We start from the raw sequence: 20,790 nt of genomic DNA, 5'->3' as shown, positions 1-20,790 counted from the left end.
CCCCTTACCAGCTGGACTTGCACATGCCGGGAATCTGACCTTGGTTGGCCAAATCTCGCAGCACGACACGTCCAAGCTTGAACTTGCGGTACACCGAATGGGGGCGACCGGTCAGCTCACAGCGATTATGGACGCGAACCTTGGACCCATTGCGGGGCAACTTGGCCAACTTCATAACGGCCTCGTAGCGATCCTCGGGTTCAATATCGCGATTGTGGATCAGCGCCTTCAATTCGGCGCGCTTCGAAGCATCGCGCGCCGTCAGGCGCTCACGCTTCTTATTACGTTCGACAGCGGAACTCTTAGCCATGCCGTGTGTCTCCCGCGCTCACTTCTGGAAGGGCATTTCGAAGCCTTCGAGAAGCGCCTTGGCTTCATCGTCGGTCTTCGCGGTGGTGCAGATCGTGATGTCCATTCCCCGGATCTTATCGACGCGGTCGTAGTCGATTTCGGGGAAAACGATCTGTTCCTTCATGCCCATGTTGTAATTACCCCGACCGTCGAAGCTCTTCACAGAGACCCCACGGAAATCGCGCACGCGCGGAAGGGCGATGGTGATCAGACGATCCAGGAACTCGTACATACGGTCCTTACGAAGGGTGACCTTGCACCCCACAATCATCTGCTCGCGAATTTTGAAGCCCGCGATGGACTTCTTGGAGCGGGTGATAATCGGCTTTTGGCCGGAAATCGCCGTCATGTCCGACAAGGCACCCTCGATCAGTTTACGATCCTGGGAGGCCTCACCGACGCCCATGTTGATGACGATCTTGTCGAGGGAAGGCACCATCATGGGGTTCGTGTAAGCGAACTTTTCCATCAAGGTCTTCCGCACGACGTCCTTATAGTGGTCGTGAAAACGTGCCATCGTGCTTACCCTCAACCGTCGATGACCTCGCCGGAACGCTTCGCGAAGCGCACCTTGCGGCCATCTTCAAGAACCTTGAACCCGATGCGGGTCGCAGACCCATCCTTCGGATCCTCATGGGCGACGTTCGAAACGTGGATCGGAGCTTCCATTTCCACGATGCCGCCGGCGGAGGTCTGGGTCGGACGCTGGTGACGCTTCACCACGTTCACACCCTGAACAACCACACGGTCCTCCTTGGGGAGAGCTTTCAGCACTTCGCCGCGCTTGCCCTTGTCCTTACCGGACAGAATGACGACCTTGTCGCCCTTCTTGATCTTAAAGGCGGACATTACAGCACCTCCGGAGCCAGCGAGATGATCTTCATGAACTTTCTGGCGCGCAATTCACGCACCACCGGTCCGAAGATGCGGGTTCCGATCGGTTCGTTCTGCTTATTCAGCAGAACGGCGGCATTGCGATCAAACCGAATCGTTGTGCCATCCGGACGACGGATTTCCTTGGCGGTGCGAACGATGACAGCGCGATGCACGTCACCCTTCTTCACACGACCACGGGGAATCGCTTCCTTGACGGAGACGACGATCACGTCGCCCACGCCTGCGATCATCCGCTTCGAGCCACCCAACACCTTGATGCATTGCACCTGTCGGGCGCCGGAATTGTCGGCGACGTCGAGTCGAGTTTGCATCTGAATCATTGTTTATATCCTTTATTCACGGGCGGTTACCGGTGAACCCCGATGCAACGGGTTCCTCCGGTCCTATTCCGCGTTGTCGAGAACCACTGTCCACGTCTTGCGACGGGAGATTGGTGCGCATTCCTGAATGCGAACCAGGTCGCCAATCTTGAACTGATTGGCTTCATCGTGGGCGGCGAATTTCTTGGACCGCTTGATGAACTTTTTATACACGGGGTGTTTGAAGCGACGTTCTACCTGAACAACGATGGTCTTGTCCATCTTATCGCTCACGACCACACCCTGCATGATGCGCTTTGGCATAATTTAAACTCCTTCCCGCGCCTACTTGGCCTGGGCGGCGCGGGAGCGCTCGCCCTGGATCGTCTTGATGCGCGCAATTTCATGACGCACCTGGCGGGCGCGGGCGGTATTCTCAAGCTGACCGCTGGCTGCTTGAAAGCGCATATTAAACTGCTCTTTCTTCAGCTCAAGGAGGCTCGCCTTAAGCTGATCATCGGTCTTGGACCGGGTCTCGGTGGCGGCTGACATAGCCTTAGACCTCCTCAATACGGGCGATGAACTTGGTCTTCATAGGCAGCTTGGAGGCGGCCAATTCGAACGCGCCGCGCGCGGTCTCCTCGGTCACACCGTCCAGCTCGAACATGACGCGGCCGGGCTTGACGCGCGCAACCCAGAATTCTGGGGAGCCCTTACCGGACCCCATCCGAACTTCCGCAGGCTTCTTGGACACGGGCACGTCCGGGAAGATGCGAATCCAGAGCCGCCCCTGGCGCTTCATGAAGCGGGTGATCGTCCGACGGGCCGCTTCAATCTGCCGGGCCGTCACACGCTCGGGCTCAACGGCCTTGAGGCCGTAAGCACCGAAGTTAAGAGAGGTTCCGCCCTTGGCCAGACCGTGGATACGGCCCTTGTGCTGCTTGCGGAACTTCGTGCGCTTTGGTGAAAGCATTGTCTACTCCGTTCCTCTCGCTTAGCGACCCGACGTATCCTGGGACCGCTTATCCTGGGCCATGGGATCGTGCTCCATGATCTCACCCTTGAACACCCAGACCTTAACGCCACAAACGCCGTAGGTGGTGTGGGCCGCAGCCGTACCGTAGTCCACGTCCGCCCGCAGGGTATGCAGGGGCACGCGACCTTCACGGTACCATTCGGTGCGGGCAATTTCTGCGCCCCCCAAACGACCGCCGCAGTTGATCCGGATACCCAAAGCGCCAAGGCGCATGGCCGACTGAACGGAGCGCTTCATGGCCCGGCGGAAGGCCACACGACGCTCGAGCTGCTGGGCGATGTTCTCGGCCACAAGCTGCGCATCCAGTTCCGGCTTACGGATCTCGACGATGTTCAGGTGCACCTCGTTGCCGGTCATCTGCTGCAGCTTGCGCCGCAGGGTCTCGATGTCCTGGCCCTTCTTGCCAATCACAACGCCCGGGCGGGCGGTGTGAATGGTGATACGGGCCTTCTTGGCGGGGCGTTCAATGACGATCCGGGACACACCTGCCTGGGCCAATTTCTCCTTGAGGAACTTCTTGATGCGAAGATCTTCATGCAGAAGGTTGGAATATCCCTTGTCCGCATACCAGCGGGAATCCCAGGTCCGGTTGATACCCAGTCGGAGACCGATCGGATTGACTTTTTGTCCCATTACGCCGTCTCCTCGATCTCACGCACAACGATCGTCAGGTTGCTGAAGGGCTTTAGAATTTTGCCCACCCGACCACGGGCCCGGGCGCGCCAGCGCTTCAAGACCATGGCCTTGCCGACATAGGCCTCGGACACCACCAACTGATCAACGTCCAGCTGGTGATTGTTCTCGGCATTGGCGATCGCGGATTCGAGGGTCTTCTTGACCGTAAGAGCCATGCGACGCTTCGAGAACGTGAGTTCGGCGAGTGCCTTCTCAGCCGACTTGCCGCGAATGGAGGCGGCGACCAGATTCAGCTTTTGGGGGCTGGTCCGGATCATCTTGTTAACGGCACGGGCCTCATTATCGGCCAGGCGCCGTTCGGTTGCCTGTTTGCCCATGGTTACTTCCTTTTCGCCTTCTTATCGGCGGCGTGCCCGTAATAGGTACGGGTCGGCGCGAATTCACCGAATTTATGACCAACCATCTGTTCGGTGACCAGCACCGGAACAAACTTCTGGCCGTTATAGACACCAAAGGTCAAACCCACGAACTGAGGCAGGATCGTCGACCGGCGCGACCAGATCTTAATGACCTCGTTGCGCCCGGAGGAGCGTGCCTTTTCGGCCTTGGTGAGGAGGTATCCGTCAACAAACGGACCTTTCCATACGGAACGAGCCACGGCGACTACTCCTTAACGCTTCTTCTTGGCGAGGTGACGCGACCGCATGATCAGCGAGTCGGTCTTCTTATTCGTGCGGGTCCGCTTGCCCTTGGTCGGCTTGCCCCAAGGTGTGACCGGATGACGGCCACCGGAGGTCCGACCTTCACCACCACCATGGGGGTGGTCGACCGGGTTCATGACAACACCACGCACGTGCGGACGGCGACCCTTCCAGCGGCTCCGGCCGGCCTTGCCAAGCTTTTCGTTCTGGTTGTCCGGGTTGGACACGGCACCAACAGTGGCGACGCATTCACCGCGCACGAGGCGCAGTTCCCCGGAGGACAGACGAAGCTGGGCGTACCCACCGTCTTTACCGATCAACTGGGCATAACAGCCAGCGGACCGGGCCATCTGGCCACCTTTGCCGGGCTTCATCTCCACATTGTGGACAATGGTTCCCACCGGCATGTTCTTCATTGGCATGCAGTTGCCCGGCTTGATGTCCGCACGGTCGGAGGAGACAACCTCGTCACCGACTTGCAGACGCTGCGGAGCCAAAATGTACGCCTGCTCGCCATCGCCGTAAGTGATCAGGGCAATAAACGCCGTCCGGTTGGGATCGTACTCCAGCCGTTCCACCTTACCGGCCACATCGACCTTGGTGCGCTTGAAGTCAATGATCCGATACCGGCGCTTATTGCCGCCGCCACGCTGCCAGGCTGTGATCCGCCCGTGATTGTTGCGGCCACCCGACTTGGTCAAACCTTCGGTCAGACGCTTGACAGGCTTACCCTTGTACAGGTCGGTCCGGTCCACCAGGACCAGGTTCCGCATACCCGGCGTAACCGGATTGTAATGTTTAAGAGCCATCGGTTAGACCCCCGTCGTCACGTCGATGGAATGCCCTTCGGCCAGCGTCACGATCGCCTTCTTCGTATCGGAACGCTTGCCGAGCTGGCCACGGAACCGCTTCACCTTGCCCTTTTGACGCAGGGTATTGACGGCGGTCACCTCGACCTTGAACAGACCTTCGACGGCGGCCTTGATCTCGGGCTTGGAGGCGTCCAGGGGAACCCGGAACATCACCTGGCCGTATTCGCCGACCAAGGTGGCCTTTTCGGTGATGACGGGCGCGCGCACGATATCGTACATGCGCTCGTCGCTGACCTTCACCTCGGTCTTGCTCATTGCAGGCGCTCCTCAAGGTGCTTCACCGCGTCCTTGGTCAGAACCAAGGTGTCACGGCGCAGGATGTCGTAAACATTGGCGCCCTGCTGCGGAAGGATATCCAGACCAATGATGTTGCGCGAGGCGAGCGCGAACTTTTCGTTCACCTCCGGACCATCAATGAACAGGGCCTTCTCGAGACCGAGGGCCTTCATGGTGGCCATCAGATCCTTGGTCTTACCGGATTCGCTGACGGCGTTTTCAACGACGATCAGCTGGCCGGCAGCGGCCTTGGCGGACAGGGCAGTCTTCAGACCCAGCTTGCGAACCTTCTTGGGAAGGTCATGGGCATGGGAGCGAACCACCGGACCAAAAATCGTCGCACCGCCCCGGAACTGTGGGCTGCGCTTGGAACCCTGACGGGCGTGGCCAGTTCCCTTCTGCTTGAAGGGCTTTGCGGTGGTGCCGGAGATCTCCGAGATCCCCTTGGTCTTGTGGGTGCCGGTCTGACGGCGGGCCAACTGCCAGCGCACCATGCGGTGCAGCAGGTCGGCGCGCACGGGCAGGCCGAAGATGGCATCGGACAGCTCAATCGAGCCCGCGTCCTTACCGTCCAGGGTTTTAACGTCGCACTTCATCGGACCTTATTCCTTCTCGCCATCGGCGCCGGCATCGCCTTCGCCAGCCACGGAGGGAGCGGGCTGCTCACCGGGCTGCTCAACGGCGGCGCTCACATCGGCAATCACGTCCTCGGGGGTGGTCTGCTCCTCGACCTTCGCCTTCAGGCCAGCCGGCATGGGCAGACCTTCGGGGAGCTTCTTCTTGACCGAGTCGCGCACTTCCAACCAGGCACCATCGGCACCGGGGACAGACCCCTTGATCATGATCAGGCCGCGTTCCGCATCGGTGCCCACAACGGTCAGGCTCTGCTGGGTCACGCGGGTATCGCCCATGTGACCGGCCATCTTCTTTCCCTTGAACACACGGCCGGGATCCTGACACTGACCCGTGGAACCGTGCGACCGGTGGGAAACCGAAACGCCGTGGGAGGCTTCCAGGCCGCGGAAGTTGTGCCGCTTCATGGCACCAGCGAAGCCCTTACCAATGGTGGTACCGGCGATATCCACCTTCTGTCCCGCAATAAAATGCGCGGCGGACAGTTCGGCGCCGGGTTCCAGCAGGCAGTCCTCGCTGACGCGGAACTCCACCACTTTCTTTTTGGGCTCGACCTTAGCGGCGGCAAAATGACCCCGCATGGCCTTGGAAGTCCGCTTGATCTTGGCTTTGCCAGCACCAAGCTGGACGGCCGTGTAGCCGTCCTTTTCAGAGGTCCGAACGGAAACGACCTGACAGGTATCAACCTTCAGGACGGTCACGGGGACATGAATACCCTCATCGGTGAAGAGACGTGTCATCCCCACCTTCTGGGCAATGAGACCGGAACGCATGGTCCGAATTCCTTACCTAGGTGTCGTGATTACAGTTTAATTTCGACGTCGACGCCCGCAGCAAGATCCAGCTTCATCAAAGCATCAACCGTCTGCGGGGTGGGATCCACGATGTCCAAAAGACGCTTGTGGGTCCGAATCTCGAACTGCTCGCGGGACTTCTTATCGATGTGCGGTGAGCGGTTCAAGGTGAACTTTTCAATACGGGTCGGCAGGGGGATCGGCCCCCGCACCTGAGCGCCGGTCCGTTTGGCCGTGGAGACGATCTCACGGGTGGATTGATCCAGCACGCGGTGATCAAACGCCTTGAGGCGAATGCGAATATTTTGGTTGTCCATCATGACCGATGTCCGATCCTGAGATTAAAAACAGCAAGAAGAGCCTGTGTATCGGACCAAAAGTCCGCACACCGCTCTCACTAAGAGGCCTTGATCGGCCGCGCCTGATTCACGGGCTTGCAAATAGCACGAAACAATCAAGAAAGCGTCATAAAAAGCACCGGGCGCCCACCTTGTTCAGGCAGGCGCCCGCTGACAAGCGGCGTCTTACTCGATGACGGTGGCGACGACGCCCGCGCCAACGGTCCGGCCACCCTCGCGGATAGCGAAACGCAGACCTTCATCCATGGCAATCGGAGCAATCAGGTTCACCGTCATGGCGATGTTATCGCCCGGCATCACCATTTCCGTGCCCTCAGGCAGTTCGATCGTCCCGGTCACATCCGTGGTCCGGAAGTAGAACTGAGGACGGTAGTTCGAGAAGAACGGCGTGTGACGGCCACCCTCTTCCTTGGTCAGAATGTAGCACTCGCACTTGAACTTGGTGTGCGGCGTGATCGAGCCGGGCTTGGCCAGAACCTGACCGCGCTCCACGTCGTCCCGCTTCGTACCACGCAGCAGCGCACCGATGTTGTCGCCCGCCTCGCCCTGATCCAGCAACTTGCGGAACATCTCGACGCCCGTGCAGGTCGTCTTCACGGTGTCCTTCAGACCGACAATCTCGATTTCCTCGCCAACCTTGACGATTCCGCGCTCCACGCGACCGGTCACCACGGTGCCACGGCCAGAAATCGAGAACACATCTTCGATCGGCATCAGGAACGGAAGGTCTTTCGGACGCTCGGGCTGCGGAATGTAAGCGTCCACCGCCTTCATCAGCTCCAGGATCGCGTCATGGCCCAGGGCCTGATCGCTGTCTTCCAGGGCCGCCAGGGCAGAGCCCTTGATGATGGGAATATCGTCGCCCGGGAAATCATAGGAGGACAGAAGCTCGCGAACTTCCAGCTCAACCAACTCCAGCAGTTCTTCGTCGTCGACCTGATCGCATTTGTTCAGGAACACCACCAGGGCCGGCACACCAACCTGACGGGCGAGCAGGATGTGCTCACGGGTCTGGGGCATCGGGCCGTCGGCGGCAGACACCACCAGGATGGCACCATCCATCTGCGCCGCGCCGGTGATCATGTTCTTCACATAGTCGGCGTGACCCGGGCAATCCACGTGGGCGTAGTGGCGGTTCTCGGTCTCATACTCAACGTGAGCCGTCGAGATGGTGATACCGCGCGCCCGCTCCTCGGGAGCCTTGTCAATCTGGTCGTAAGCAGAGAAGGTGGCGCCACCGGTTTCGGCCAGGACCTTGGTGATCGCCGCAGTCAGCGAGGTCTTGCCATGGTCAACGTGACCAATGGTGCCAACGTTGCAGTGCGGCTTGTTACGAGCAAACTTTTCCTTAGACATTCTTTCTCTCCGTCGTCTCGGCTATGGCCGACATCAACCGGCCATCTTGGCGCGGATTTCCTCGGAAACATTGTTCGGCACTTCGGAATAATGATCGAAGTACATGCTGTACTGGGCCCGTCCCTGGGACATGGACCGCAGCGTGTTCACATAGCCAAACATGTTGGCCAAGGGAACGGTTGCGGTCACCACGCGAGCAATACCACGCTGATCCATGCCAGACACGTTGCCGCGACGGCTGTTCAGGTCACCGATAATATCGCCCATGTAATCTTCAGGGGTGACAACTTCGACCTTCATCATGGGCTCGAGCAACTTTGGACCGCACTTGGGCAGACCCTCGCGGAAGGCAGCGCGCGCCGCGATTTCAAAGGCCAGGACGCTGGAGTCAACATCGTGGTAAGCGCCTTCGATCAAAGTCGCCTTAAGGTCTGTCACCGGGAACCCGGCAATCACGCCCGTATCGATGGAGGACTTGAGGCCCTTTTCGACACCGGGAATATATTCCTTGGGAACGGACCCGCCAACAACCTTGCTCTCGAACTGATATCCGGAACCGGGCTCCAGGGGTTCGAACCGGATGGAGACCTTCGCGAACTGACCCGATCCACCGGACTGCTTCTTGTGGGTGTAGTCGATGACGTTTTCCTTGGAAATCGTCTCACGATAGGCCACCTGCGGCGCACCCACGGAACAATCAACTTTGAACTCGCGCTTCATGCGGTCAACGATGATCTCCAAATGCAACTCGCCCATACCCTTAATCACGGTTTGACCGCTTTCATGGTCAGTGGACACCCGGAAGGACGGATCCTCGGCAGCCAGACGCGCCAGCGCCATACCCATCTTTTCCTGATCGCTTTTGGTCTTCGGCTCAACGGCCACTTCGATGACCGGCTCGGGGAATTCCATGCGCTCCAGGATCACCGGGTGGGCGGGATCACACAGGGTGTCACCGGTCGTCGTGTCCTTCAGGCCCACGATGGCAACAATATCGCCCGCGCCAGCCCATTTGATTTCTTCGCGGTTATTGGAATGCATAAGCAGCATGCGACCAACGCGCTCGCGCTTTTCCTTCACCGTATTTTGAACGTAGGACCCGCTTTCCACGATACCGGAATAAACCCGGGCAAAGGTCAGGGAGCCGACGAACGGATCGTTCATGATCTTGAAGGCCAAAGCGGAAAACGGCTCGGCATCGGAGCTGATCCGTTTGACTTCTTCTTCGCTATCGGGAAGCACACCACGGATGGCAGGAACGTCCAGCGGAGACGGCAGGTAATCGACAACCGCATCAAGCATGGGCTGAACGCCCTTGTTCTTGAACGCGGAACCGTTCAACACCGGAACGAAGGCCCGAGAGATCGTGCCCTTGCGGATGCACTTCTTCAGAGTCTCCTCGTCGGGCTCAGTCCCCTCGAGGTAGGCTTCCATGGCATCGTCGTCCATTTCCACCGCCGTCTCGAGCAACTTCTCGCGGTATTCTGCCGCTTTGTCTGCCAGTTCGGCGGGGATATCAACGTATTCATACTCGGCGCCCAAGGCCTCGCCTTTCCAGACAACGGCCTTCATCTTCACCAAGTCGATCACACCTGCGTAATCGGATTCAGAACCGATCGGCAGATTAATCACCAGAGGCACGGCGCCCAGGCGATCGATGATCATATCGACGCAGCGGTAGAAGTCGGCGCCCATGCGATCCATCTTGTTGACGAAGCACATGCGAGGCACGTTGTACTTATCAGCCTGACGCCAAACGGTTTCGGACTGCGGCTCGACACCGGCAACGGAGTCGAACACGGTCACGGCACCGTCGAGCACACGCAGGGAACGCTCCACCTCAATGGTGAAATCCACGTGGCCCGGGGTGTCGATGATGTTCACCCGGTGATCATGCCAGAACGCAGTGGTCGCGGCCGACGTAATGGTAATGCCGCGCTCCTGTTCCTGCTCCATCCAGTCCATGGTCGCGGCGCCGTCGTGGACTTCGCCGATCTTATGGGACTTGCCGGTGTAGTACAGAATGCGCTCGGTGGTCGTCGTCTTACCGGCATCAATGTGAGCCATAATGCCGATGTTGCGGTAACGCTCGAGCGGTGTTTCGCGTTTCATGACGCTGAACTCTCTTCCGGGTGTCTGTCGTGTGCTACCAGCGGTAATGACTGAACGCCTTATTGGCGTCGGCCATCCGGTGGGTATCTTCGCGCTTCTTCACGGCGCCGCCCCGATTTTGGGCAGCATCGAGAAATTCGCCGGTCAGACGATCAATCATCGTTGTTTCCGACCGCTTGCGGGCGAAATCAATCAGCCAGCGCAAAGCCAGGGCTTGACGACGATCGGGCCGCACCTCAACCGGAACCTGATAGGTAGCGCCACCAACACGGCGGGAGCGCACTTCCAAAGACGGCTTCACGTTATCGAGAGCTTCGTGGAAAACCTTCACGGGATCCTGACCAGTCTTGGCCAACACCCGATCAAAGGCGCCATACACGATTTTCTCGGCAACACCCTTCTTGCCCTGAAGCATGATGGAATTGATGAACTTGGCCAGCACCAGATCGCCATATTTGGCGTCGGGCAGGACTTCACGCTTTTCTGCGGCGCGACGACGAGACATATTTTCCTCGACCTCTTATTTGGGACGCTTCGCGCCGTATTTGGAACGACGCTGACGGCGGTCCTTGACGCCCTGGGTATCCAGAACGCCGCGAATGATGTGGTAACGCACGCCGGGAAGATCCTTCACGCGACCACCACGGATCATGACCACGGAGTGTTCCTGAAGGTTGTGCCCTTCACCCGGAATGTAGCTGGTGACCTCGAAGCCGTTGGTCAGGCGCACACGCGCGACCTTACGAAGCGCCGAGTTCGGCTTCTTCGGGGTAGTGGTGTAGACCCGAGTGCAGACGCCACGCTTTTGCGGGCAGGACTGCATTGCGGGCACCTTATTACGCTTCACCACGGCCTTGCGAGGCTTGCGGATCAGCTGGTTAATTGTCGGCATCGAACGTCCCTTCTCAACGCCACCCAGATAAAACTCGGATATCGCGCCGTCACGACGTACCGCCGGGCGGTTCACCCAACGGAAGGTCGTTCGCGACGATGCGATGTTTAAAGACCGAACGAGGACACGACCAATGTATCATCGGCGTCACTCGTTCGTTCCAGCCCCCAATCGATACGATTGAAGAGTCAGTCTTCGACCCGGCGGCTTGGCGGCGCACGGACCGATCGGGTACTCACTCGACGCGTTTAGAGGCACCTTCCTAAAAAGGACCACCTACGACCGTCGACCAAGGAGGCGGCATCATATGGATGCCCCCCTCCTGCGTCAAGTGTAAAAGCCTTAGGAACCCCCTACCCAGCGGTGCACCCTTGATTGAGGGATATCCCTCCTGGATGTCTCGAGTCGACTGGCCTTTTACTCCCTTCTTTCGATCACCGGGGGTGCGGCGTAAAAAAAATGGCGGGAGAAGATGGAGAGTATATAGACCGACTCCACCATTGGACAAGAAAAAACGACCGAAATCGGCGAATCGGTCAATCGAACAAGCTGCCGCCGATTAGGCAGCCCTTGGCTGGGCTCTCTGGTGACTTGCGGCCTGCTTCCGCAGGCACCACCGGAGGCATAGAAAAGGGGGCGTCATTCCAGACGCCCCCTTTTCAGAACTCAAAGAAGGGGACTGCGCTTGATTGCGCCCCTCCCAAGGGATTCGCTTTGACCAGCCTGAGAGCGGCCGACGTCACCGAATCCCCGGCTTTTCATCCTCAGCGCCCCGACGGAGCATCCTCCCCTCCCGCTTACTCTGCGGGAGGAGTGCCGAAGGAATCGCCAAAGGTGTCGCCGACTTCGCCGATCGCGGGCGCCATTTCCTTACCCCGAGACTCTTCGATTTCCTTGTCTCGTTTCGCGGCAATGGCCCGCAGACGGTTCATCACAGCCCCCGTACCAGCCGGGATCAAACGCCCGACAATCACGTTTTCCTTCAATCCCATCAAACTGTCGCTCTTGCCAGAAACAGCTGCCTCGGTGAGGACGCGGGTGGTTTCCTGGAAGGAGGCCGCCGAGATGAAGGAATGTGTCTGCAGGGACGCCTTGGTAATGCCCTGTAGCACGGGAATGGACGTTGCCGGGCGCCCATTCTCTCGCAGAGTCTTTTCATTCTCCGCTTGAAAATCAACCCTATCGGCAAGCTCACCCACCAGCAGAGTGGTATCACCGGGTTCGGTAATCTCCACCTTCTGCAGCATCTGCCGGGAAATCACCTCAATGTGCTTGTCATTGATCTTCACACCCTGCAGACGATAAACGTCCTGGATTTCCTTGATCAGGTAGTTGGCCAAGGCCTCAACACCCATGACCCGCAGAATGTCATGGGGAACAGGGTTGCCGTCCATCAAGGGATCGCCCTTGCGGACATAATCCCCCTCCTGAACGGTCAAATGCTTCCCCTTCGGCAACAGGTATTCCACAGGGTCCCCGTCTTCGGGAAGAACCAGCACGCGGCGCTTGTTCTTGTAGTCCTTGCCGAATTCAACACGACCGTCGATTTCGGAAATGATTGCGTGGTCTTTGGGCTTCCGGGCTTCGAACAATTCCGCCACGCGCGGCAGACCACCGGTAATGTCGCGGGTTTTGGATCCTTCCCGGGGAATACGGGCCAACACATCTCCCGCATTGACCTTTTGGCCGTTTTCGACGGACAAAATGGCGTCAACAGAGATGAAGTAGCGGGCCTCCAGACCATTGGGCAAGGTGATCACTTCCCCATTGGCATCACGCAGGGTAATGCGCGGCTTGAGGTCCGACCCCTTCGGCTGGTTTTTCCACTCCACCACAACACGGGAGGCAATACCTGTGGCTTCGTCGGTGACTTCCCGCATGGAAACGCCGTCAACCAGATCCACATAATTGGCGATACCGTCGCGTTCGGTCACGATCGGCAGGGTATACGGATCCCACTCGGCCAAGCGGTCCCCCTTGGCGACCATCTTGCCTTCATCTGTGAGCAACCGGGCACCGTAAGGAATACGATAACGTGCCTTTTCTCGGCCCGCCTCGTCCGTGATCGCCACCTCACAATTGCGTGACATGACAATCAACACGCCTTCCGTGTTGGCAACAACCGTCCGGTTCTCCATGGCGATCTTGCCGTCGAAGGCCGCCTCCACAGAGGACTGTTCGGCGTTCCGCTGAGCCGCGCCACCGATGTGGAAGGTCCGCATGGTCAGCTGGGTTCCCGGCTCACCGATCGACTGGGCAGCAATCACGCCGACAGCCTCACCGATATTGACCGTCGTGCCCCGGGCCAGGTCACGGCCATAGCACTTGCCGCAGATCCCGCCTTCAGCCTCGCAGGTCAGCACCGAGCGGATGCGCACCTGCTCAATCCCGGCCGCTTCCAGCATCTCCACATCGCGCTCGTCGATCATCCGATCGAAGGGAACGATGACGTTGCCTTCAGTGTCCTTGATATCCTCCGAGGCGGTTCGACCCAGCACGCGCTCACCCAGTGAGGCGATAACCTGCCCCCCTTCGACCGCCGGCATGGCGGTGATGCCGCGTTTGGTGCCGCAGTCTTCGATCACAATGATCGCATCCTGGGCAACGTCCACCAAACGGCGCGTCAGATAACCGGAGTTCGCGGTCTTCAGCGCCGTATCGGCCAATCCCTTCCGGGCTCCGTGGGTGGAGTTGAAGTACTCCAGCACGGTCAGGCCTTCCTTAAAGTTCGACACGATGGGCGTCTCGATGATCTCACCCGAAGGCTTGGCCATCAGACCGCGCATACCGGCGAGCTGCTTCATCTGGGCCGCAGATCCACGGGCACCGGAGTGGGCCATCATATAGACCGAGTTGATGGGTTTGCCCGGATCGATCCTGGCAATCTCTTTCATCATTTCGTCGGCCACTTTTTCGGTGCAGTGCGACCAGGCATCGACGACCTTGTTGTACTTCTCACCCTGGGTGATCAGGCCGTCCTGGTACTGCTGCTCGAATTCCTTGACCTCGGCTTCGGTGTCATTGACCAGCTTTTCCTTGGTCGGCGGAATAACAAGGTCATCCTTACCGAAGGAAATACCCGCACGTGCCGCATGGGCATACCCCAGCTGCATCACCCGGTCACAGAAGATGACGGTCTCTTTCTGGCCGCAGTGGCGGTACACGGTGTCGATGACATCGGTAACGTCCTTCTTCCGCAGCAAACGGTTGACCATGGAATAGGGCAGCGCCGGGTGCTTGGGAAGAAGCTGCCCCAAGATCATACGTCCCGGGGTCGTTTCCACGGTCCTTGTGACCGGGGCACCGTTCTCGTCGACGGTGTGCAAACGACATTTTACCTTCGCCTGCAAGGTCACCGACTTGGAATGGAGGGCATGCTCGATCTCAGCCATGGAGGCAAACGCCATGCCTGCACCGGGCTCATCGTCCCGATCCATCGACAGATAGTACAACCCGAGGACAATATCCTGCGTCGGCACAATGATCGGTTTGCCGTTGGCCGGGCTGAGGATGTTGTTGGTGGACATCATCAGCACACGGGCTTCGAGCTGCGCCTCCAGGGACAACGGGACGTGGACGGCCATTTGGTCACCGTCAAAGTCCGCGTTGAAAGCTGTGCAGACAAGCGGGTGAAGCTGAATGGCCTTGCCCTCAATCAACACCGGCTCAAAAGCTTGGATGCCCAGACGGTGCAGAGTCGGAGCCCGGTTCAGCATCACCGGATGTTCGCGGATCACCTCTTCCAGGATATCCCAAACCTCGGGACGCTCCTTTTCGACCATCCGCTTTGCGGCCTTAATGGTTGTGGCAAAGTGGTATTGTTCCAGCTTGGAATAGACAAAGGGCTTGAACAGCTCCAGGGCCATTTTCTTGGGCAGGCCACACTGGTGGAGCTTCAACTCCGGCCCAACCACGATCACAGAGCGGCCCGAATAATCGACGCGCTTCCCAAGCAGGTTTTGACGGAACCGCCCCTGCTTGCCCTTGAGCATGTCAGAGAGGGACTTCAGAGGACGCTTGTTGGCGCCAGTGATCGCCCGACCACGACGTCCGTTATCGAACAGCGCATCCACCGATTCCTGCAGCATCCGCTTTTCGTTGCGGATGATGATGTCCGGGGCCCGCAGTTCGATCAGGCGCTTGAGGCGGTTGTTCCGGTTGATCACCCGACGGTACAGGTCGTTCAGATCCGATGTCGCAAAGCGGCCACCATCCAGCGGCACGAGCGGGCGCAGCTCAGGCGGAATCACCGGAATGACCTCAAGAATCATCCACTCAGGGCGACAGCCGGATTCCTGGAAGGCATCAACGATCTTCAGACGCTTGACCAGCTTCTTGCGCTTGGCCTCCGATGTGGTATCCCGCAGGTCGGCCTTAAGGTCTTCTTTCAGCGCATCCAGATCGATGGCCATCAGCATGTCGCGAATGGCTTCCGCGCCAATCCCGGCCGTAAAGCCGTCCTCGCCATATTCTTCGACGGCCCGCTGATACCCCTCTTCCGAGAGCATCTCGTGCAGCTTGAGTGGTGTCAGGCCCGGCTCGACCACCACGTAGTTCTCGAAATAGAGAACCCGCTCCAAATCCTTCAAGGTCATGTCCAGCAGCAGGCCAACGCGGCTCGGCAGGGACTTCATGAACCAGATGTGGGCAACCGGCGCAGCCAATTCGATATGGCCCATCCGCTCGCGACGGACCTTGGACAAGGTCACTTCCACGCCGCATTTTTCGCAGATGATACCACGGTATTTCATGCGCTTGTACTTGCCGCACAAGCACTCGTAGTCCTTGATGGGACCAAAGATCCGTGCGCAGAACAGGCCGTCCCGCTCGGGCTTGAAGGTCCGATAGTTGATGGTTTCCGGCTTTTTGATTTCACCGAAGGACCACGACCGGATCTTCTCCGGGCTGGCGATGGAAATCTTGATCCGGTCAAACGACTGGGAGCCGCTGACCTGACCGAAGATCTTCATGAGCTCATTCATGCCTGCCTGCCTTTTTCTTCTCGACCGAACGGGAACCGGTGCACCGGGGGTCCTCCGTTCCGGAAAGGCGTTCCGGATCCTGGGATCCCTTGGAACGCGCCGAAATTAGAACATGGTATCGTCAAACAGCGACGGCCCGCGAACCGATGGTTTGGCTCGCGGGCGTGCTATTTGATTTAGTAAGGACTCTGCCCCAATTCAACATCCAGGCCAAGGGACCGCATTTCCTTGACCAAAACATTGAAGGATTCGGGAATGCCTGCTTCGAAGGTATCGTCACCCTTAACGATCGCTTCATAGACCTTCGTTCGACCCGACACGTCATCGGATTTCACTGTCAGCATTTCCTGCAGAGTGTAGGCGGCGCCGTAGGCTTCCAGAGCCCAAACCTCCATTTCACCGAACCGCTGGCCACCAAACTGGGCCTTACCGCCAAGCGGCTGCTGGGTGACCAAGGAGTAGGGTCCGATGGACCGGGCGTGGATCTTGTCATCAACCAAGTGATGAAGCTTGAGCATATAAATATAGCCCACGGTCACCTTTCGGTCAAAGACTTCACCTGTCCGGCCATCGGAGAGAGACACCTGGCCCGACCGGTCCAGCCCGGCTTTCTCGAGCATCTCCACGATGTCAGCTTCACGGGCGCCATCGAAGACGGGAGTCGCAATGGGAACACCATTGCGCAGGTTGCCCGCCAGTTCTTTGACTTCATCATCGGTCATCGGGGCGATGTCCTCTACAGCGTGCTTCTCGCCGTAGATGTCGTCCAACTTGCCCCTCAGGTCGGTCAGGGCGATGTCACCCCGTTTAACCTGCTCAAGCATCTGACCAACCTGGGCGCCCAAACCACGGCAGGCCCAGCCCAGATGGGTCTCCAGGATCTGTCCCACATTCATACGCGACGGCACACCCAACGGGTTCAGCACGATATCCACATGCGTCCCGTCTTCCAGATAGGGCATATCCTCGATCGGATTGATCTTGGAAATCACACCCTTGTTCCCGTGACGACCGGCCATCTTGTCGCCCGGCTGCAGCTTGCGCTTCACCGCGACGAACACCTTGACCATCTTGAGAACGCCCGGAGGCAGTTCGTCACCGCGCTGCAGCTTCTCGACCTTGTTTTCGAAGCGTCCATTGATCTTGTCGATGGACTCCTCGTAGGCCTTCTTCAGGATTTCAATGGAGGTCGCCGCGGCATCGTCTTCGACGGCAATCTGGCGCCATTGAGCCCCCGTGAACCCAGACAAAAGCTCCTCTGTGATCTCCACACCGGTGGCCATGCCTCGCGGTCCGGCGACGATTTTCTGACCGACCAGCAGGTCCTTCAGGCGACGGGCAAACGACCCCTCAAGGATGGCGCGTTCATCATCGCGGTCCTTGGCAAGGCTTTCGATCTCTTGCCGTTCGATGGCCAGAGCACGTTCGTCCTTGTCGACACCGCGTCGGTTGAAGACGCGGACCTCCACTACCGTGCCAGTCACGCCCGGCGGAATACGCAGGGAGGTATCCCGAACATCAGAGGCCTTTTCGCCGAAGATGGCGCGCAGCAGTTTTTCTTCCGGCGTCATCGGGCTTTCGCCCTTGGGGGTCACCTTACCCACCAGAATGTCGCCCGCCTGAACCTCGGCGCCAATGTAAACGATGCCCGCTTCGTCCAGGTTCTTCAGCGCTTCTTCACCCACGTTGGGAATATCCCGGGTGATTTCTTCCTGACCCAACTTGGTATCGCGGGCCATCACCTCGAATTCCTCAAGGTGGATGGAGGTAAACACATCATCGCGGACGATGCGTTCCGAAATCAGGATCGAGTCCTCGAAGTTGTAGCCATTCCAGGGCATGAAGGCCACGAGCACATTCCGGCCCAGGGCCAACTCACCCATTTCCGTCGAGGGACCGTCGGCCAGAATGTCGCCCTTATTGACCAGATCGCCCACCTTCACCAGCGGACGCTGGTTGATACAGGTGTTCTGGTTAGAGCGTTGGAACTTCCGCATCCGGTAAATATCCACGCCGGATTCCGCCGCCCGAAGATCTTCGGTCGCCCGAATCACGATTCGGGTGGCGTCAACCTGCTGGATGATACCGCTACGTTTGGCCGCAATGGTCGCACCGGAATCCCGAGCCACCGCCGCTTCCATACCCGTCCCGACATAGGGCGCTTCGGCCTTCACCAAAGGCACCGCCTGCCGCTGCATGTTCGATCCCATCAGCGCGCGGTTGGCGTCATCGTTTTCCAGGAAGGGAATGAGCGCCGCAGCCACAGAAACCAACTGCTTGGGCGAAACGTCGATGTAGTCGATTTCGGTCGGCCCGACCATCTCGAAGTCACCGGCCTTACGGCAGGAAATCAGATCATCGGCAAACACACCTTCGGCGGTCAGCTCGGCATTGGCCTGGGCAATGATGTACTTGCCTTCCTCCATTGCCGACATATAGACGACCTCGTCGGTCACCTTCCCTTCCCGGACCTTGCGATAGGGGCTTTCAATGAACCCGTAAGGATTGACCCGGGCGAAAGTCGCCAAACTGTTGATCAGACCGATGTTCGGCCCTTCCGGGGTTTCAATTGGGCAGATCCGACCGTAGTGGGTTTGGTGCACGTCGCGGACCTCGAAGCCCGCGCGCTCACGGGTCAGACCACCGGGGCCAAGGGCCGACAGGCGCCGCTTGTGGGTGATTTCCGACAGCGGATTGGTCTGATCCATGAACTGGGACAGCTGGGAGGACCCGAAGAATTCCCGCACCGCAGCGGCAGCGGGTTTAGCGTTGATCAGGTCATGGGGCATCACGGTATCGATGTCCACGCTGCTCATCCGCTCCCGAATTGCCCGCTCCATGCGCAAGAGACCAACGCGATACTGGTTTTCCATCAGCTCACCGACCGACCGCACACGGCGGTTGCCCAGGTGATCGATATCATCCACTTCGCCCTTGCCATCCTTCAGTTCGATCAACACCTTGATGATCGACAGGATGTCTTCACGGCGCAGCACCCGGACATAATCCGGAGCCTCTTCCATCGTGAAATTCAGGCGGGCATTCATCTTCACCCGACCGACCGCAGACAGGTCATAACGCTCGGAGTCGAAGAACAGCCCCTTGAACAGCGCATCGGCCGTATCCAATGTGGGCGGCTCACCCGGGCGCATCACCCGGTAAATATCGATCAGAGCCTCCTCGCGAGAGGAATTCTTATCGACGGCCAAGGTGTTGCGGAGGTAGGGGCCGACGTTCACATGGTCGATGTGAAGGACATTCAACTCGGTAAACCCAGCCTTCTCCATCTCCTCCAGCATGGGTTCGGTCAACTCGTCGCCGGCCTCGGCAAAGATCTCACCCGTTGTCTGGTTGATCATGTCCTCAGCGGCGTAACGCCCCAGGAGTTCCTCGTTGAAGACCCGCATTTCGGTCATACCGTCCTCGGCCAGCTTGCGCGCTGCCCGGGGGGTTACCTTGGTTCCTGCCTCGATCTTCACGTCGCCAGTGGCCGCGTCAACCAGATCGAACATCAGCTTCACGCCGCGCAGCCGCTCCGGTTGGAAGTCAACCTTCCACCCCTTGTCATCGCGGTGATAGGTCACCTTATCGTAGTAGTAATCCAGAATCTCTTCGCTGGTCATACCACGGGTTTCGCTGACATCAACCGAGCGGCCTTCGGCCTTGCGCTCTGCGATCAGGTTCGTCGATTCTTCGCTAAGCAGCGCGTAGAGCAGCGTCGTCACCGGCAGCTTCCGGCGGCGATCGATACGCACATAAACGAGATCCTTGGCGTCGAACTCGAAGTCCAGCCAGGATCCGCGGTAGGGAATGACCCGCGCGGCAAAAAGATACTTGCCCGAAGAGTGGGTTTTGCCCTTATCATGGTCGAAGAACACGCCGGGTGACCGGTGCATCTGGGAGACAATCACCCGCTCCGTGCCATTAATGATAAAGGTGCCATTGGAGGTCATCAGGGGCATATCGCCCATGTAGACATCCTGCTCCTTGATGTCACGAATGGACCGGGCGCCGGTTTCCTCGTCGACATCCCACACCAGCAAGCGCAAGGTCACCTTCAAGGGGGCGGCAAAGGTCATGCCCCGCTGCTGGCACTCATCGGTGTCGTACTTTGGCTCTTCCAGTTCGTAGGACACGAACTCAAGCTCGCCCTTGCCCGAAAAATCCTTGATCGGGAAAACCGACTTGAAAACCTCTTGCAGACCGCTATCGGTCCGCCTGTCCAGAGGAACGCCAATTTGCAAGAACTGATCGTAGGAGCTCTTTTGGACCTCGATCAGGTTCGGCATGGGGGCGACGGTCGGGATACGTCCGAAGTCCTTACGAATGCGCTTCCGACTGGTCAACGACTTGGTCATTACCGCTCCTCACCTCAGGTTCGCCGCTAGTCCGGTCCGCTTTCGATCGCGCCGATCAGAAGCCGTTCGGGACTAAATCATAGGGTTGGGTCATCCGATCCAAGCCGACACCGGCCCGGGGGAGCCCTGGGACCCCCCCATGAAACCGGTGACTTTCCGGATCCATTGGGGGTTTGGGTACACAATACCTAAAAACGAAAAGAAAACAAAAAAACTACTTTTGATTGCCGCGTCGC

General features: G+C 58.7%; 21 protein-coding genes. All 21 read right to left on the bottom strand.

Going from position 1 to position 20,790, the window contains the following annotated elements; all coding sequences use genetic code 11:
- Positions 1-4 precede the first annotated feature (4 nt).
- The 21 genes from rpsN to rpoB all read right to left on the bottom strand — a co-directional run bounded on the left by rpsN (position 5) and on the right by rpoB (position 20,554).
- Entirely contained in the window at positions 5-310 is a 306-nt protein-coding gene (rpsN, locus tag ACLIRY_RS09685) for a 30S ribosomal protein S14 (RefSeq protein WP_413205163.1), read from the bottom strand.
- A gap of 18 nt (positions 311-328) precedes the next feature.
- Positions 329-868 (bottom strand): 50S ribosomal protein L5, encoded by a 540-nt coding sequence (gene rplE, locus ACLIRY_RS09680; RefSeq protein WP_413205162.1) that lies wholly within the window; start codon positions 866-868, stop codon positions 329-331.
- Positions 869-879: 11 nt separating this feature from the next.
- The gene (rplX, locus tag ACLIRY_RS09675; protein WP_413205161.1) at positions 880-1,200 is read right to left on the bottom strand and encodes a 50S ribosomal protein L24; all 321 of its coding nucleotides are present in this window, start codon (positions 1,198-1,200) and stop codon (positions 880-882) included.
- The gene (rplN, locus tag ACLIRY_RS09670) at positions 1,200-1,568 is read right to left on the bottom strand and encodes a 50S ribosomal protein L14 (RefSeq protein ID WP_413205160.1); all 369 of its coding nucleotides are present in this window, start codon (positions 1,566-1,568) and stop codon (positions 1,200-1,202) included. The genes rplX and rplN overlap by 1 nt, the downstream gene beginning before the upstream one ends.
- Before the next feature lie 63 nt (positions 1,569-1,631).
- Positions 1,632-1,871 carry a 30S ribosomal protein S17 gene (rpsQ, locus tag ACLIRY_RS09665; RefSeq protein WP_413205159.1) on the bottom strand — a complete coding sequence of 80 codons (240 nt, stop codon included), beginning with the start codon at positions 1,869-1,871 and terminating at the stop codon, positions 1,632-1,634.
- A gap of 21 nt (positions 1,872-1,892) precedes the next feature.
- Entirely contained in the window at positions 1,893-2,099 is a 207-nt protein-coding gene (gene rpmC, locus ACLIRY_RS09660; protein WP_413205158.1) for a 50S ribosomal protein L29, read from the bottom strand.
- Positions 2,100-2,103: 4 nt separating this feature from the next.
- Positions 2,104-2,520: a 50S ribosomal protein L16 gene (gene rplP / locus ACLIRY_RS09655; protein ID WP_413205157.1), complete on the bottom strand. Its 417-nt coding sequence runs from the start codon at positions 2,518-2,520 to the stop codon at positions 2,104-2,106.
- A gap of 21 nt (positions 2,521-2,541) precedes the next feature.
- Entirely contained in the window at positions 2,542-3,216 is a 675-nt protein-coding gene (gene rpsC / locus ACLIRY_RS09650) for a 30S ribosomal protein S3 (RefSeq protein ID WP_413205156.1), read from the bottom strand.
- Positions 3,216-3,596, bottom strand: coding sequence for a 50S ribosomal protein L22 (gene rplV / locus ACLIRY_RS09645; RefSeq protein WP_413205155.1), 381 nt, complete (start codon positions 3,594-3,596; stop codon positions 3,216-3,218). Before rplV ends, rpsC begins: the two co-directional genes overlap by 1 nt.
- A 2-nt stretch (positions 3,597-3,598) precedes the next feature.
- Entirely contained in the window at positions 3,599-3,877 is a 279-nt protein-coding gene (rpsS, locus tag ACLIRY_RS09640; RefSeq protein ID WP_413205154.1) for a 30S ribosomal protein S19, read from the bottom strand.
- Between the two features lie 12 nt (positions 3,878-3,889).
- The gene (gene rplB, locus ACLIRY_RS09635; protein WP_413205153.1) at positions 3,890-4,729 is read right to left on the bottom strand and encodes a 50S ribosomal protein L2; all 840 of its coding nucleotides are present in this window, start codon (positions 4,727-4,729) and stop codon (positions 3,890-3,892) included.
- Between the two features lie 3 nt (positions 4,730-4,732).
- Positions 4,733-5,047, bottom strand: a complete 315-nt coding sequence (locus ACLIRY_RS09630; protein ID WP_413205152.1) for a 50S ribosomal protein L23 — start codon at positions 5,045-5,047, stop codon at positions 4,733-4,735.
- Positions 5,044-5,664 carry a 50S ribosomal protein L4 gene (gene rplD / locus ACLIRY_RS09625; RefSeq protein WP_413205151.1) on the bottom strand — a complete coding sequence of 207 codons (621 nt, stop codon included), beginning with the start codon at positions 5,662-5,664 and terminating at the stop codon, positions 5,044-5,046. The genes ACLIRY_RS09630 and rplD overlap by 4 nt, the downstream gene beginning before the upstream one ends.
- Positions 5,665-5,670: 6 nt before the next feature.
- Complete coding sequence (rplC, locus tag ACLIRY_RS09620; RefSeq protein ID WP_413205150.1) at positions 5,671-6,474, bottom strand: 50S ribosomal protein L3; 804 nt, start codon at positions 6,472-6,474, stop codon at positions 5,671-5,673.
- Between the two features lie 29 nt (positions 6,475-6,503).
- A complete protein-coding gene (gene rpsJ, locus ACLIRY_RS09615) occupies positions 6,504-6,812 on the bottom strand; it encodes a 30S ribosomal protein S10 (protein WP_192533571.1) in 309 nt (102 codons plus the stop codon).
- A 207-nt stretch (positions 6,813-7,019) separates the two neighbouring features.
- Positions 7,020-8,210 (bottom strand): elongation factor Tu, encoded by a 1,191-nt coding sequence (gene tuf, locus ACLIRY_RS09610; protein WP_413205139.1) that lies wholly within the window; start codon positions 8,208-8,210, stop codon positions 7,020-7,022.
- Positions 8,211-8,243: 33 nt separating this feature from the next.
- On the bottom strand, positions 8,244-10,322 hold the full coding sequence (fusA, locus tag ACLIRY_RS09605; protein WP_413205149.1) for an elongation factor G: 2,079 nt from the start codon (positions 10,320-10,322) through the stop codon (positions 8,244-8,246).
- A gap of 34 nt (positions 10,323-10,356) precedes the next feature.
- Complete coding sequence (gene rpsG, locus ACLIRY_RS09600) at positions 10,357-10,827, bottom strand: 30S ribosomal protein S7 (protein WP_413205148.1); 471 nt, start codon at positions 10,825-10,827, stop codon at positions 10,357-10,359.
- Between the two features lie 15 nt (positions 10,828-10,842).
- The gene (gene rpsL, locus ACLIRY_RS09595; RefSeq protein ID WP_413205347.1) at positions 10,843-11,214 is read right to left on the bottom strand and encodes a 30S ribosomal protein S12; all 372 of its coding nucleotides are present in this window, start codon (positions 11,212-11,214) and stop codon (positions 10,843-10,845) included.
- A 797-nt stretch (positions 11,215-12,011) separates the two neighbouring features.
- Positions 12,012-16,196 (bottom strand): DNA-directed RNA polymerase subunit beta', encoded by a 4,185-nt coding sequence (gene rpoC, locus ACLIRY_RS09590; protein WP_413205147.1) that lies wholly within the window; start codon positions 16,194-16,196, stop codon positions 12,012-12,014.
- Between the two features lie 176 nt (positions 16,197-16,372).
- Positions 16,373-20,554, bottom strand: coding sequence for a DNA-directed RNA polymerase subunit beta (gene rpoB / locus ACLIRY_RS09585; protein ID WP_413205146.1), 4,182 nt, complete (start codon positions 20,552-20,554; stop codon positions 16,373-16,375).
- Positions 20,555-20,790: the final 236 nt, after the last annotated feature.

The organism is Rhodospirillum sp. A1_3_36 (assembly GCF_047263945.1).
Lineage (GTDB): Bacteria > Pseudomonadota > Alphaproteobacteria > Rhodospirillales > Rhodospirillaceae > Rhodospirillum.
The sequence above is the reverse complement of the archived record's forward strand: the minus strand, read 5'-3'. Positions and strand labels throughout refer to the sequence as shown.

Coding starts and splice junctions, on each gene's coding strand:
- rplB (WP_413205153.1), bottom strand. CDS start 4,729: ATGGCTCTTAAACATTACAATCCGGTTACGCCGGGTATGCGGAACCTG.
- rpsG (WP_413205148.1), bottom strand. CDS start 10,827: ATGTCTCGTCGTCGCGCCGCAGAAAAGCGTGAAGTCCTGCCCGACGCC.
- rplC (WP_413205150.1), bottom strand. CDS start 6,474: ATGCGTTCCGGTCTCATTGCCCAGAAGGTGGGGATGACACGTCTCTTC.
- rpoC (WP_413205147.1), bottom strand. CDS start 16,196: ATGAATGAGCTCATGAAGATCTTCGGTCAGGTCAGCGGCTCCCAGTCG.
- tuf (WP_413205139.1), bottom strand. CDS start 8,210: ATGTCTAAGGAAAAGTTTGCTCGTAACAAGCCGCACTGCAACGTTGGC.
- rpmC (WP_413205158.1), bottom strand. CDS start 2,099: ATGTCAGCCGCCACCGAGACCCGGTCCAAGACCGATGATCAGCTTAAG.
- ACLIRY_RS09630 (WP_413205152.1), bottom strand. CDS start 5,047: ATGAGCAAGACCGAGGTGAAGGTCAGCGACGAGCGCATGTACGATATC.
- rpsN (WP_413205163.1), bottom strand. CDS start 310: ATGGCTAAGAGTTCCGCTGTCGAACGTAATAAGAAGCGTGAGCGCCTG.
- rpoB (WP_413205146.1), bottom strand. CDS start 20,554: ATGACCAAGTCGTTGACCAGTCGGAAGCGCATTCGTAAGGACTTCGGA.
- rpsJ (WP_192533571.1), bottom strand. CDS start 6,812: ATGGACAACCAAAATATTCGCATTCGCCTCAAGGCGTTTGATCACCGC.
- rplV (WP_413205155.1), bottom strand. CDS start 3,596: ATGGGCAAACAGGCAACCGAACGGCGCCTGGCCGATAATGAGGCCCGT.
- rplN (WP_413205160.1), bottom strand. CDS start 1,568: ATGATTCAGATGCAAACTCGACTCGACGTCGCCGACAATTCCGGCGCC.
- rplP (WP_413205157.1), bottom strand. CDS start 2,520: ATGCTTTCACCAAAGCGCACGAAGTTCCGCAAGCAGCACAAGGGCCGT.
- rpsL (WP_413205347.1), bottom strand. CDS start 11,214: ATGCCGACAATTAACCAGCTGATCCGCAAGCCTCGCAAGGCCGTGGTG.
- rplD (WP_413205151.1), bottom strand. CDS start 5,664: ATGAAGTGCGACGTTAAAACCCTGGACGGTAAGGACGCGGGCTCGATT.
- rplX (WP_413205161.1), bottom strand. CDS start 1,200: ATGTCCGCCTTTAAGATCAAGAAGGGCGACAAGGTCGTCATTCTGTCC.
- fusA (WP_413205149.1), bottom strand. CDS start 10,322: ATGAAACGCGAAACACCGCTCGAGCGTTACCGCAACATCGGCATTATG.
- rpsC (WP_413205156.1), bottom strand. CDS start 3,216: ATGGGACAAAAAGTCAATCCGATCGGTCTCCGACTGGGTATCAACCGG.
- rpsQ (WP_413205159.1), bottom strand. CDS start 1,871: ATGCCAAAGCGCATCATGCAGGGTGTGGTCGTGAGCGATAAGATGGAC.
- rplE (WP_413205162.1), bottom strand. CDS start 868: ATGGCACGTTTTCACGACCACTATAAGGACGTCGTGCGGAAGACCTTG.